Origin of the sequence: Pseudoalteromonas sp. 31A1 (assembly GCF_011378815.1) — a bacterium.
Lineage (GTDB): Bacteria > Pseudomonadota > Gammaproteobacteria > Enterobacterales > Alteromonadaceae > Pseudoalteromonas > Pseudoalteromonas arctica.
Window position 1 is genome coordinate 23,914 of record NZ_WTKY01000020.1, and the last position, 13,892, is coordinate 37,805.

14 protein-coding genes are annotated in these 13,892 nt (G+C 35.4%); 9 read left to right on the plus strand and 5 right to left on the minus strand.

All coding sequences use genetic code 11. From position 1 onward, the window contains the following. Positions 1-17 precede the first annotated feature (17 nt). Positions 18-2,996: a DUF3857 domain-containing transglutaminase family protein gene (locus tag GQR52_RS16380; RefSeq protein ID WP_165729110.1), complete on the plus strand. Its 2,979-nt coding sequence runs from the start codon at positions 18-20 to the stop codon at positions 2,994-2,996. Positions 2,997-3,653: 657 nt separating this feature from the next. Here the strand turns inward: GQR52_RS16380 and ylqF are convergent. Beyond that, positions 3,654-4,607 (minus strand): ribosome biogenesis GTPase YlqF, encoded by a 954-nt coding sequence (gene ylqF, locus GQR52_RS16385; RefSeq protein WP_149613480.1) that lies wholly within the window; start codon positions 4,605-4,607, stop codon positions 3,654-3,656. Positions 4,608-4,823: 216 nt separating this feature from the next. Here ylqF and GQR52_RS16390 point away from each other — a divergent pair, with 216 nt between their 5' ends. Further along, entirely contained in the window at positions 4,824-6,287 is a 1,464-nt protein-coding gene (locus tag GQR52_RS16390) for an ATPase (RefSeq protein WP_165729111.1), read from the plus strand. Positions 6,288-6,486: 199 nt separating this feature from the next. Here GQR52_RS16390 and GQR52_RS16395 read toward each other — a convergent pair whose 3' ends face one another. Then, complete coding sequence (locus tag GQR52_RS16395) at positions 6,487-6,714, minus strand: helix-hairpin-helix domain-containing protein (RefSeq protein WP_165729112.1); 228 nt, start codon at positions 6,712-6,714, stop codon at positions 6,487-6,489. 565 nt (positions 6,715-7,279) lie between these two features. On the opposite strand from GQR52_RS16395, the gene GQR52_RS16400 reads away from it, so the two are divergent. The 6 genes from GQR52_RS16400 (at position 7,280) to GQR52_RS16425 (ending at position 10,681) form a co-directional block, all read left to right on the plus strand. Beyond that, positions 7,280-7,963, plus strand: a complete 684-nt coding sequence (locus GQR52_RS16400) for a hypothetical protein (protein ID WP_165729113.1) — start codon at positions 7,280-7,282, stop codon at positions 7,961-7,963. Between the two features lie 12 nt (positions 7,964-7,975). Further along, on the plus strand, positions 7,976-8,557 hold the full coding sequence (locus GQR52_RS16405) for a hypothetical protein (RefSeq protein WP_165729114.1): 582 nt from the start codon (positions 7,976-7,978) through the stop codon (positions 8,555-8,557). Positions 8,558-8,692: 135 nt separating this feature from the next. Beyond that, positions 8,693-8,992, plus strand: a complete 300-nt coding sequence (locus tag GQR52_RS16410) for a hypothetical protein (protein WP_165729115.1) — start codon at positions 8,693-8,695, stop codon at positions 8,990-8,992. A 128-nt stretch (positions 8,993-9,120) separates the two neighbouring features. Next, complete coding sequence (locus GQR52_RS16415) at positions 9,121-9,456, plus strand: hypothetical protein (protein ID WP_165729116.1); 336 nt, start codon at positions 9,121-9,123, stop codon at positions 9,454-9,456. Between the two features lie 77 nt (positions 9,457-9,533). After that, on the plus strand, positions 9,534-10,355 hold the full coding sequence (locus GQR52_RS16420) for a TdeIII family type II restriction endonuclease (protein ID WP_165729117.1): 822 nt from the start codon (positions 9,534-9,536) through the stop codon (positions 10,353-10,355). A gap of 53 nt (positions 10,356-10,408) precedes the next feature. Beyond that, positions 10,409-10,681, plus strand: coding sequence for a helix-turn-helix domain-containing protein (locus GQR52_RS16425; protein WP_165729118.1), 273 nt, complete (start codon positions 10,409-10,411; stop codon positions 10,679-10,681). Between the two features lie 33 nt (positions 10,682-10,714). On the opposite strand, the gene GQR52_RS16430 is transcribed toward GQR52_RS16425, so the two are convergent. The 3 genes from GQR52_RS16430 to GQR52_RS16440 form a co-directional block, all read right to left on the minus strand. Further along, entirely contained in the window at positions 10,715-11,308 is a 594-nt protein-coding gene (locus GQR52_RS16430; protein WP_165729119.1) for a GntR family transcriptional regulator, read from the minus strand. Between the two features lie 65 nt (positions 11,309-11,373). Further along, positions 11,374-11,772: a MazG nucleotide pyrophosphohydrolase domain-containing protein gene (locus GQR52_RS20575; RefSeq protein ID WP_206017524.1), complete on the minus strand. Its 399-nt coding sequence runs from the start codon at positions 11,770-11,772 to the stop codon at positions 11,374-11,376. Next, entirely contained in the window at positions 11,765-12,472 is a 708-nt protein-coding gene (locus GQR52_RS16440; protein ID WP_165729120.1) for an Eco47II family restriction endonuclease, read from the minus strand. Before GQR52_RS16440 ends, GQR52_RS20575 begins: the two co-directional genes overlap by 8 nt. 130 nt (positions 12,473-12,602) lie before the next feature. Here GQR52_RS16440 and dcm point away from each other — a divergent pair, with 130 nt between their 5' ends. After that, positions 12,603-13,844 (plus strand): DNA (cytosine-5-)-methyltransferase, encoded by a 1,242-nt coding sequence (gene dcm, locus GQR52_RS16445; protein ID WP_165729121.1) that lies wholly within the window; start codon positions 12,603-12,605, stop codon positions 13,842-13,844. Positions 13,845-13,892: the final 48 nt, after the last annotated feature.

Genomic DNA, 13,892 nt, shown 5'->3' on the forward strand with positions numbered 1-13,892 from the left:
AACTATAAGACCCTACAATGAAATGGAACTTCCTTCGACTCAGCTCTTGGCTAATTGCACTTACCTTATTAATTTTCTCTCATAATATTTTTGCGCAGCAATATAAAATAGATAAACCAGCTAATTGGGTTAATACACATATTATTGAGCAACCCAAGCATTCCGACATAACCAAAGTACGTGACGGCACACTTTATTTGTTACTCGATAACCAATCCTATATACCGAGCAGACAAAAACAGCAACGCTATACGCGTTTGGTTATGAAAGCTTTAAATCAAAGTGGTGTTGATTATATAAGCCAGCTTAATCTTGATTTTGATCCAAGTTACGAGTCGCTAACATTAAACAGCTTAACGATTATTAGAAATAATGAGCGTATTGATAAGCTTGGCAGCGCGAGAATGACGGTTATACAAGGTGAATCTGAGTTAGCTGATCGTATTTATAATGGTAGCTTATCACTCAATATTATTATTGATGATATGCGCAGTGGCGACATACTTGATTACAGCTACACAGTGACAGGTAGCAACCCTATATATGCTAATAAATTTAGTACAAGACGCACGCTTAACTGGTCGGTACCTGTAGTGCAACAAAATATGCGTGTACTTTGGGGTAAACAAACGCCTTTACATATTAATATAATAAACGGCACAGCAGATATTCAAGAAACGCTTAACAAATATGGCAAAGATTATTCTATAACTCTTTTTGAAGAACCCTTACTCGAGCAAAATTCTCAAACCCCAACGTGGTACGACCCATATACACAAGTTTACTTTTCTGAGTTTGACGATTGGGGTCAGGTAGTTAACTGGGCATATCCACTTTATCAATCAGCCATAGAAACCCCAAACAGCATTTTGGATGTAGCTGAAGAAATAAAAGCAAAACACACAAAAACATCAGACAAAATTGCCGCAGCACTGCGCTTTAGCCAAGACGAAGTTCGATATTTAGGGCTTGAAATGGGCACTAACTCGCATCAACCAACGTCAGCTTCAGAAACGCTTTCGCTACGATATGGCGATTGTAAAGATAAAACAGTACTGCTTATTTCGTTACTAAAAGCGATGGATATAGAGGCCTTCCCTGCGCTAGTTGATACAGAGGAAACCAAACGTTTAAAAGAACTTCCACCTTCTGCAAGTGTATTTAATCACGTAATTGTTACGCTTAAACAAAACGGAAAACGCTACTGGCTCGATCCTACGGTTAGCTACCAACGAGGTACTCTTGAGTATTTAGCACAGCCTGATTATGGCTATGCCCTAATTATTGATAAAGGTGAAACCACTTTAACTTCAATGGCGCAAAAACCTGTACATACAAATGTATCTGTAGAAGATAACTTTTTTATTGCTGAAAAAGTATCTGAGCCATCACGTTTTGAAACCCAGTACACTTATGCTGAATTTGAAGCTATTAACCGAAGAAGCAGTATAGCCAGCAGTGGTCTAAATAGCGTTGCTAAATCTTACTTCGAGTATTACCAAGGCTTTTTAAAGGGTCTATCAATCAATGAAGCAATGACTATTAGTGAGCAAGAACAAACGGGTAAACTAATAACCAAAGAATCGTATTTAATTAGTGAATTTTGGGAAAAAACAGACGAAGGCTACGAAGCTAGTTTTTACGCGAATGAAATACAAAATAGCGTTTACGAACCAAAGCAGGTAAATCGCACCGACCCACTCTACTTTGGCTACCCCAATATAATTAACACCACAATAAAACTACATTTTGCAGAAAAAGGTTGGGGATTTGATAGCGACCAACAAGAAATTGATAACGACTACTTCAACCTAAAAACAACTACTGAATTTAATGATAATATTTTAACACTGAGCTATGACTATTACGCAAAACAAGATCATATTAAAGCCGCTCAAATAGATGATTATTTAGCACAGCGTAAAAAGTTAATATCAGCAACCCATTACCCTATTCTAAAATACGCGGAAACGACCGAAACGCCTCAAACAACAGCTGATGTGCTAGATAGCTTTGGTTATAGCTGGCTTAAGTATGTGTTGGCTGGCTATATTTTAGTACTCATATTCTTTTTCGCCGATTGGCGATTAGAGTCAGCAAAAAAAGTGAAATTTGAAGATAGTCCATTTTATGCAGTATCTGTAAGTAAGTTTATTATTTACAGTATTTTAAGTTTAGGCATATTTGTTAACTACTGGAGTTATCGTAACTTTAAAGCCATTAAAGAGCGCGATAACTCAAGTATTATGCCTATTGCTCGAGGTATATTTGCATTTTTATGGTATTACCCTTTGTATCTCGCACTTGCAGAGCACAGCCAACAACAGTTAAACAAAAATAGAGTAATGCCTAACTGGACTGCCTTAACACTCTGGCTAATGGTACTTGCCAGCGCCTTTGCTTATCGTATGGACGAATACGCAACCATAGTGATTTGTATAATGCCATTTTTATGGTTGCCTCTAGTTAGTTACATTGAACAAACCGATACAAGTAAAGAAGCCCTACATTACAACTCGTACTGGCGAATTAGACAGTATTTAATCTCGCTTGCGTTTGCACCTCTATTATTTTTAGGCGTACTTCAAGAAGTAAATATTTTACCCAATGCCGCAATTATAAAAGGCGATAGTTTATGGTCTTACCAAGTACACTTTTTAAAACGTAATCGCCTAACACCTGAAAACGAAGAAATACTTTATTTTTATAGCGATGCAGTATTTGATTACCGAGAAGACGGTAACGGAATAACCGAGAACTATATTTTTAGTTACTACAAAAACGATGACGGCAGGCTTGAATCGGATCTTAGTCACTTTAAAGACATAGAAAAAATAGAAACCACCTATGGTAAAACCAAACTTGATAACACAAGCATTAAAGTAATAAAAACTGACGGTAGTGATTTCTTGCTCATTGTAGGGCGTCTAAACAAGCAGGATAAAGTACTAGTGGAGCAGATTAATTTACGTATAACAGCAAATAAAGTGCGTTAGTGGCTTAAAATATCCAATTAAGTACGAATATTTTTAGCCACTAATTAAAGGCTGTCGATCTTTGGGGGTTAAGATTTTATAAGAGACTATTTTATTTGATATCAAAGCAGTCGCTGTCTTGGAAGGCGATAAAATCATTCCTAGCTTGAATTTATTTTAACTTCGAAAGATTAATACTTTTATAATAAAAATTCATATCAAATTATTCAATAAGCATTAAACATCTATTCTTAATTGTTTAACCAAGATAAGCATTTTTATGAAATGGCAGTGCTAACTAGCCGATTTATATATGAATAAAAAACAAGCGCCACAATAATAAGAATTATTTGCATTTAGGTATTGACAGACAGTTAGATCTAACTGATAATCAATATCAACAAGACGGATTGCATACTACTTGTTAAGGAATGAATTGATTTGTTTCTCGACCCTGAAACAACGTGTGGCGCACGTAAACAGCTATGGTTACTTGTTATGAACCACAACGCCCCTTGATGTTGATGATGAGTAACCGCCCTACTATTTTACTTGCTACATTGCTCATATCGGTGACGGTAGATATGAAACTAAAAAAGCCCTTACGGGCTTTTTTTATGTCTGTAATTTAGTAAAACTAAATCACTTTAATTAAATAACCTGAACTCTGGTTAAATATTAACGACGGTTTTTACGAGCTCGCGCTCGGCGTTGAAGCTTTTCTTCTTCTTTAGCTTGTTTTTTAGCTTCTGCAGCGGCACGCAAACCAGCAACCATTACTTCTTCTTCCTCACGCATTTGCGGAGTTTCCATAGTAATGCGACCAATAATACCGTCTCGTAATTCGTTGATTAGTATTTCAGACATTTTGTACGTGTCTATTTGATTACCACCACGAATACAACCACGTTTTTTACCCGCCATCTCAACAAACTCCCAATCACTTTCAGGAAGTTCGGCAATCTTATAACGCGCTTTTAAAAGCTCTGGGTATGCACGTAATAAATATTCAGCGGTATAGCTAGCTACTTCTTCATACTCAAGCGCCGTATCACGAATGGCACCGGTAGCGCCTAAGCGATAACCAGAGTTTTCATTTTCTACTTTTGGCCAAAGCATACCTGGCGTATCGTAAAGCATAATACCGTCTTCAAGCTTAATGCGTTGCTGCGCTTTAGTTACCGCAGGTTCATTACCTGTTTTTGCAACTATACGCCCAGCTAGTACATTAATTAACGTAGATTTACCCACGTTAGGAATACCCATTATCATGGCTTTAATTTGCTTATCGGCACCCACTTTATGCGGCACTAACTTTTTACAAAGTTCGTTAATACGATGTACTTCAGCCGCTTTATCATGTCCAAAAGAAATAGCTTTAACGCCATTTTCTTGCTCAAAATAATCTTTCCAGATTTGAGTCATTTTAGGATCAGCTAAATCAGCTTTGTTCATAATTTTGATGACCGGCTTACCTTCACGCAAGGTTGCCACCATCGGGTTTTCACTACTGTAGGGAATGCGCGCATCAAGCACTTCAATGATCACATCCATTTGTGGCATTATTTCTTTAATTTCATTGCGGGCTTTATTCATATGCCCAGGGAACCACTGTATTCCTGCTCTACTCATTTGATTTATATGACCTTTAATTAAAGGCCGCAGCCTATGGGTACTAATGTGGGTACTAAAAGTAAAACTATGCTTTTGTACTTTTCGTAATAATAAGTAAGTTTACTACAGAAGAGAGGTATAGTGCTTCTAAAAATAAAAAGAGTAATAAAGCCAACGTAATCTATGTACTATAAGTTATGTAATTACTTTTAATCATAAGAGAAGGAACTTAATATGACGCTCATAGCCTCTATAAAAGATCACCCTAGCTACAAAAAATACTCCATAAATTGGACAGATGATGTATCTCCTGCCTTTTTCAAGTTGTTAGAACTTTATAATCAGAAGAGTTTAGATATATATTTTCGCGATCCTACATCTAATAAATGGGAAGTATGCGTAGGCAGAAGAGAACGTGATGCTGGTCGCGCTATTGGAATTTATATTGCTTTTAGATTCACCAGTAGCGGTATTGAGTATAAGTTTAATTACAACATCAGTTCTTTAGTGCTAACGTCCGATAGGGAAAAGCTTACAGAAAAGACAATTTCTGAGCTTAATGAATTAGAACTTTTAAGTAATTTCATAACTGAATTCAATATCACCCGCTTACCGAATATCCCCACTAATTACGCCAATACAGAAACACCGCACCTTGATAGCTTTTTCAGTGCGATGATTTCTTCGTGCCAAACTGATCGCCATGATTGGTACATCGGCTATCAAAAAATTGTTAGCACTGTATCAAACGCTAAAAACGAAACCGATATAAGCGATCAGCTATTATGGGATCTTTGGTATAGCCGAGACAACGATATCTCAAGCTTAAAGCAGGGATCATTATCTAAAGAGGAGTTTGAATTATCTAAAAATACTTTAAAAAGTATTACTAAAAAAATAATTAATAGCCAATCTTTAGTTACTTACCAAGAATGTAAGGAAGAGTTACAAAAACTGAAAGACGATGGCAAAGTAAAATACTTACATAAAGCACTACTCAATCGTGTTTTTGCAGCCGCTGCACCCCAACACTTTTCCACTACCGTTACCAAAGATGCATTTGAGTACATATGCTCATATTTCACCCAAAGGTGGGGGTTTAAATATAAATATTCTAACTGGTTCGACGCTAATATTCGGTTAAAAGAATTTATACGCAACAACTTAGAGCATGAATATGATGAGTTACTTATTAATATAATACTTTGGGTAATTTACGAAGAAAAACACTTAAACGATCTAGCATTAGAAGAAGATGATTTAACCCTAAAAACAGCTATAAGAAAGCAAGTTGAATCTATAGAGGTTCAATATCGAGAAGCTGAATTAGAGGGGCAGTTTATTCAGTGGTTGCATAACTCAGAATATCGTCACAATACGATTGCAAAGCAAAGCGAAGACTTAGGGCGCGCCCACATTCGTGATGTAGTTCTAAAGAACACAGAAACGAACGCAAACATTGTTGCTGAGCTAAAATTTAAATCAAATGCTAAAGAGGATATTGAAGCCGCTATTGGTCAATTACTTCGATATGCTTTATATCCAGGCACTGAAGCTTGTAGTGAAATATGGATTATTGGTGGGAATGTCCCACTCACAGAAGACTTAACATGGTTCAGCGAAATCAAAAAGAATATAAACTTAGAATTGAAGTATTTCTACAAAGAGTCACAAAACAATCAGTTTTTTGAAGGATAACCTAAGTAAGTTAATCTGATATTCAAAGCCCAGCCAAAAGCACGGCATAAAAGGGAAGCTATACGCTTCCCTTTAAAATAGTTTTAAGCTATTTGTGCTTTTAAATTTAGCCAGTCTTCTTGTTTGAGCTTATTCCAAACAACAAAGACATAGGCACCCTTCACTTACATGCGAATCAAAAATTGTGGTAACTTGGTTATTATGAAAATAAATCACTCTGCTGTAAATGGTTATCTAGCTTTTGACTATATGAAAATATTTTTTCAATAGTCTTGATCCCAACGCCTTGTATCGATAAAAGCTGGTTCAGCTGATATACACCGCCTTTCTTAATTGCTTCTAAAGCTCTTTCAATATAGATAATTTTAACTCCGCTCTCTGCGGATATTTGTTCGCTTGATAAAGGCGTTATTTTTAGCGAACCCATCGTTTAGCTGTCAAACCCAAAATATAGATAGCTTTGTGTAATTAACAAGCTAATACTTACCTTTGAACCAATGAATTAAAGTTTCCCTATCTTTAAAAAACCAATACACACTAAAAGCTATGAAATAGCATAAAGTCATAACTAAAAACGCTTTCACAAAGTATTGAAGAGTTATAAGTACCAGATTTATTAGGCTTACGTACTCATTCTCATAAAATGCAAACAGAAAACATGAGAACCCCGTAAATGACATTAAGGTTAAAGCCATCACGAATTTACTTATACCGAAATCAAACTGTAATTTAATAATAATTAAAGTCAAAGTTAACGCAGGAACAAGCCAAAGCAAATTTTCATTCATCTATTCACCCTTAAAGTAATCACAATCTCTCTATAAAGTTTAATTTATTACCTCTTCTTATAGTTATCTTGGAAACTTCCAAAAGTTAGTTTGAATATATATTTAACCTATTAGAAATTAAAATATTTCAAAAAAACCTTGCAATTTAGATCTCAATTATTAAAGTCCCTAGGCGGTTCAAATATAACTTAACTAGGAACTCTCATGAATCGCATTGCTGAAAAACTACTGTCTATCAAGAATGGTCTCTTATCATTTACCTCTGAGGGCAAAGACGAAAGCTCAGACTACTCACCCTACCTGCAACTTATCAAACCTTTCATGGATATATCTAAAAGAGCAAATTTACGAAGCTTTTCTAGAATGAAGGCCGATTGTTTAATGGTTGAAGTAAAGCGCAATGGGATAAAACTAGACACCGGTATTTATAATTATAGTGATGCTGTTGAACTGGAGATGTTAAGGGAGTCAAGTTACGCATATTACAAAAGCATCTTTCTCAGAAACCAGACACATAATCTTGCTAATCTCTCAGTGTTTAAAGAACAAGCTATATTAGCCCTTAAAAAACTTAAATATAAAATAAGTATTATCGACGATGAGCTACTTCTAGTGTCAAAAGGCAAAAATACAGCAGTTGTTCAATTAGGTATTAACTCTACTTTTAAAAGATTGCAAGATACTTCTTGGAACGCAGAAAAGGTTGGGCTTTTAGAGGAAGTAAAACAAAACCATAATGCCTCAGCGGCTATTTATTTAACCCCAGGATCGACCTCAAAACAATTTAGAAAAATTGAGAAGCGCTCTGATGTGTTTGTTTTAACGGGCTGGGATATTGTTCAGTTATTTGCAGAAACAAAGATCACACCTTTATTATATACAGCGTAGAAGTCTGAAGCTATGAGCCTATTGATCCACCATATCGAATTAAACTCCAAAGCTGACACCAGTCAAAAGCTAAGATTTCAATTAACAATTTATTTAGTAGATACAGAAAATAACCCAAAGAAAGAAATTATATTCCTTCCTTGTAAAGAAGCCACTTATCTGTGGGCTTGGCTTGATTCTAAGGGAGTGCAAAAAAGATCGAATGCAAAGGCGCTTGGTTATAATAAAGCTGGAAAGTTAGCTCAATTAATAAGTAGTAGCGACATACATAGCCTTAACTTTAAATCTGACTTTGAGGCATATGCTTTTTTTAAGAAACATTTTGACAGTTCATTTCTTGCTTTGCTTCTTGGTAAAGATCATGACGAAATAGCAACAAAGTTAGAAGAGAACAATAACTACAAGGTACTTGGAGGTTACTTAGGCGGTGAAACCGAAAGTAAGGATAAAACTAGGTTTAAGACCTTCTTATTAAAAAATCTGAAAGATGCCACTTTAGTTAATCAATTACTTCCTGAACCACTGAAAAATAGAAGTGGTAAACGAATTCAAAATCAGTTCCAGTTCACAATTTCAAACTACAAGATTTTATAAGGATTTACTGCTATGGGCAAAGTACTCGTTGGAATTTTAATATTTATTACTTCATTTTTTGTTATTGCAAAAGTCTCAGTACTAATTGGTATGTTAATACTGATATGGGGTAAGTGTTGTTTTATACAGGGTTTAATGTCCTTGGGAGATAGCCCAGAAATAGATACTTATAAACGACCAATGTCTGCAAGAGAACAAAAACACATGAGAATTGCGAACAATAGAGCAGCAATAAATCGTAGTAAAGCGCGTAGCCAATCAAGTAATAGTTACTCAAGCTCTACTACATCTAGTTTGAGTTCAGATAGCTGCACTTCTAGCGGCGATGATATCGTCATTAACCCTGCTAGCGGTCTAGTAATGAACGGGGGATACGGTGGGTTTGATTCAGAAGGAAATACTTACGGTACAGATAGCCATAACAATAATTTTTAATTGAAATAATGAAAGAAAATTATATTCACTCAGAATTGGACTGATAGTCATACGATTTAAAATAAATTACTGAATCCTGTTTAGCGTTATAAACATGCTTAATTTAGAATTTATAACTAGAGGTAAAAATGGAATTATACAAACAAGAATTTAACGAAAACTTTGATTTAGGCTTCGACTTAAAAGATCACCCTTATCTAATAGATAAAAGCTGGCATAACGATCAGTGTCCAAGCTTTTACTTCAATGTAAGCGAGCAGTTTTATGTATTATGGGTGGATGATGCTGATATAGAACAAAGAGAAGAAGATATGCCTAGGTATGTAATAGTTGAAGCAATTAATGAAGGAAGTAATGAAGAACCTGAGATTTATGCTGGTAACGGTGAATTAGCATTTGAATGTGAAACTTTCGATGTGCTTAGTTTGTTTTTGAAAGGATTAGAAACAGTTTCTACTCGTTGATAAATTAAAAACACAAATTGTGATTATAAACACTTGTAAAATAAGATATATTGAAACGGTTTATTATTAAAGAGTTTATGAAAGTGGAAGATGTAAAAGTAAAAAAAGAGCGACTAAAGACACAAATAAAGGAGAGGTTAGAAACAATATTAAAAATAGAGGACAGAGTGAAAAGTAATGCGAAGGCCATAGCAAATGGCGACGTTAGTCCTTTTTTCTTGAACCTTCTAGGTAATAAGGTAACTTTATATGGGAAAGTAGGTCATTCTATTAGTACGACTTTCGGGATGAGCTTTTATGAACAAGTATGTAAGATTCTAGCTGATGAAGTAGGATACGAAGTTAAATTGCAGCACACTATAAGTGGTGAAGTTAATGAAGAAACATCCAAATATTTAGATAAAACTCTTGAAAGTAAAAACTATAAAGCAAACAGAAATGATGAATTAAAAGAAATAAGAAACTTAGTTACACCAGGAGAGGTGGTAACGCATCCAGATAGTACTGTCGATGTTTTCATTAAAACTCCTGAGGGTGTTGAATATTACATTGATATAACAACAGTAAAACCAAATAAAAAAGAGTTTAGGGTTTTGAAGCGAAAGTTATTAAGGTGGACAGCTATGAGGTTGAGCATTAATAAAGATGCCGATGTTAGAGCCTACATAGCTATACCTTACAACCCTGAAGCGATACAGGATCCTTCTTGTACTGAATATTCTCGATTTTCTACATATTACGATCGAAAAGACTTACTTGTCGGCAATGAATTATGGGGACTTGTTTCGAACAACTCTTTTGACATTATGGATATGATTTCTATATTTCAAGATTTAAATAAGAGAGTAGAAGAAAAAGTCAATAATGAGCTTGAATTAGCTTTAAAATTAAAAGCCTAATAGAGGTACAAAAAACACCTAAAGGCTACATCAAAAGATATTAGTATAAATATATGACAAAAACTAAGTCTTCATTTTACAGAAGAATTTTTATTGCAGCTTTGATTGAGCGTGGATTTAATACCTTACCAAAAATAATTGCTGAAATTGACGCCCCACGTAGGACTATCCAAGATACAATAAACGCCCTAGGAGAGCTGGATATTGATTGTTCTTTTTCTGGCGCTAGCAAGAATGGTTGCTACAGAATTCATTCTTGGGGGCCGATTAATAATGAGTGGGTAAATATAAACTACAAGACAATTAAGGCTTCTCTGGGGTATTAGAAATGAATATGGCTTACTTGTACTATATCTGAACTAGTACATCTGAGCCCCATTCCTATTCCAAGAAATCATTTTTTTATACCTGCCAATTCTACAATCTAATTCACTTTCACTCAAAACCACAACAGAAATTTGATACAAGGGTATAAGTTTATTTAAAAGTAATTTATAAACCATGTTGCTTGTTCTCGCAGATACTAGCTTGGCAAGCCAAACTTCAAATGCAATAAGATCATCTACATTTAGCGATAAAGGTAGTTGACTTTCAATAACCTGAACGACATCCTTATCGGATCTAACTAATATCTCCAATATATCTAACAGTGACTCGCAAGCATCAGCTTTAATTTGCTTGCAATAATCATCGTTTACAATTTTTACACGCTCTATGGCTGCATTCAAAGTACAGCTGCTAATAAAATCGTTAACTATAGTGGGTTGGCCATGTTTAATTGCAACCCAGCCATCTTTCTCTAAAGTTTTTAACACTGTTCGTAAAGAGCAACGGTTAACATTTAACTCTAGGGCTAGGGAAGATTCTGCAATTAATGTATCTCCAGGCTTATAATGTCCTTCTGATATGGATTTGACAAAATGATGCTCTAACTGTTTTGCTACTTTATTCATGCTTACCATTGTATCTGAGTATTAAACTTAAATGGTCGAACCAGCGCAATAACAAGAAAAGCTTCTTATATTTTTAAACGCTTAGTCTCATTAAATTCGCTTTGTAGCTTTGTTTTTTGTCTAGCTTTGACATCTCCCCAAGTCTCTCCTTCCTCCAGAGTTATAACTCTTTCGCTGTACTTTTTCACAACTCTGTCAAATACTTTATTAACTAATACTTTTTCCTCTAGTTCCAAGTGTTGTATCATGCATAAGTAATCCCAAAGTACATCGCCTAACTCATCCTCTAAATAGCATTGACGGCCAGAGTTAAGTTCCTCTGTTACCTCTTCTAGCTCATCATATATCCCATTTAAATAAGTTATACTGCCTTCCGACCAAGTACCCTTTAAATCCTTATTAACTTTAACTTTAGCGATTTCGTTAAGTTTTTTTATTTGAACTTCTATAAATTTATTACTCACCGTATGCCTTTGAAAAGTTGTATGTAAACGCGTCTGACTCTGTTATCCGATTAGCCTTCAGTGCTGTTTTGTATTTTTCATTTATAATTTCAGCCACAAGAGCTGGTAGCTCCAAATAAAGTTCAGATAAAGCTTCTTTATGACCTGTAAGAAGCTCATAAAAAGATTTACCATCAATCACTCGAATATCAGCTCGCTCAGGTAGCTTTCTGTTAGTTTTATTATCTGATGGCGTGAAAGGTTTATTATATTGATTTTGACCTTTAGGTAATATCTCTACGTAATAGCCTGTATATCCTGCTCGAGTAACAAGTGCCTGGGCTAAATCGTGATAAATAGCCACTTTATGATTACCTTTTGTTGTATTGTGTTTGTTCTTCACTTCTGCAACGAGTCTATGTCCTATTGATATAATATCTATTAAATTACCTACGGGTAAATTTTCTACTCCTGGAATAGCTCCCATAACCTCTTCATGCAAAGTCCCGATAGCATTTTGCTTTGTCTTTTGAACTTGTCTTTCTTTTTCTTGGATCATCCATTCATCTAAGCTAATCCCTTGAATTACGGAGTCGATGGAAGATGAAAAACAATCCAATGTATTGCGGTAAAGATCTAAATCACTATGCTGAGCTGCATAGACACGCAATACACTCTCTTTTATCGCTGATTTTACAGCTTCTCTATCAAATGCTTTCATATTAGTCCCTTATATAAAAACTCATTATTGATCAAATTAATTACAAATAGAATAGATAAAATACTGGACCAACAGATAAAAACACTGTATATTGAAACAGTGTTTAATTTTAATAAAGTGGAAGCGTCATATGTTTGATGTCCAATCTAATGAAAAACCAATACTATTCAGTATAGAAGCTCTTGCAGATATTTTATCTCAATCAAAGGCCACTATAAATGCAAGAATAAAGCGTGGAGAGATTACGACTGATCCTGAAAGCGGCCTAATATCTATTGATCAAGTTGATCATCATCCTGAAGTCATAAGCTTAATCGAAACGAAATGGGATGAAGATCTTAAAATAGAACCTAAACGCAAATATAACTTAGTTGAATTATTTGCTGGTGGTGGTGGTTTAGCGTTAGGAATGGAGCAAGCAGGGTTTCATAGTGTTCTTCTAAATGAGCTAGACAAACACGCTTGTTCTACTTTAAGGTCTAATCGCCCAAAGTGGAATGTCGTTGGGGGAGATATAAGTGAAGTTGATTTCACCAAAATTGAAGAAGATATTGACCTTTTAACCGGTGGCTTTCCTTGTCAGGCATTTTCTTATGCCGGAAAAAGCCTAGGTTTCGAAGATACACGAGGAACATTATTTTTTGAAATGGCTCGTGCGATAAAAGAGTTACAACCTAAGGTTTTTATGGCTGAAAATGTCAAGGCTCTATTAAACCACGATGGTGGCAAAACTTTAGAAGTTATTAAAAATGTTATCGATGAATTAGGATATAAATTGGTAGAACCACGAGTTCTAAAAGCAATTTTTTATAAAGTTCCTCAAAAGCGTGAGCGATTAATTTTAGTCGCTATTCGCAAAGATTTAGCAGATGCGCCTGATTTCGAGTGGCCTTCGCCATATAAACGTATCACAACGTTGCAAGATGCTTTCTATAAAGGCGACCTCTTCACGACTGATGTACCATCTTCACCCGGTCAAGTTTACCCTGAGAGAAAGCGAGAAATAATGTCTCTAGTTCCTCAAGGGGGTTATTGGCGCGATCTTCCAGATGAACTGCAAAGAGAATATATGAAAGGTAGCTATTTCTTAGGTGGTGGCAAAACAGGCATGGCTAGACGCCTATCCCTAAAGGAACCTAGTCTTACACTAACAACTGCACCTGCCCAAAAGCAAACAGAGCGCTGCCACCCATTAGAAACTCGACCATTACAAGTTAGGGAATATGCTCGCATTCAAACATTCCCGGACAACTGGGAGTTTCAAGGACCGCTAACAGCTGCTTATAAACAAATAGGCAATGCTGTACCCGTAAATATGGCTGCGGCATTAGGACGTTCTTTAGTAAAGTTACTTAATCAAATTAATAGCTAAAGACTTTGTTTTTAAAATAGTTTCTGTCAAAGTAAGGTATTTATTCTT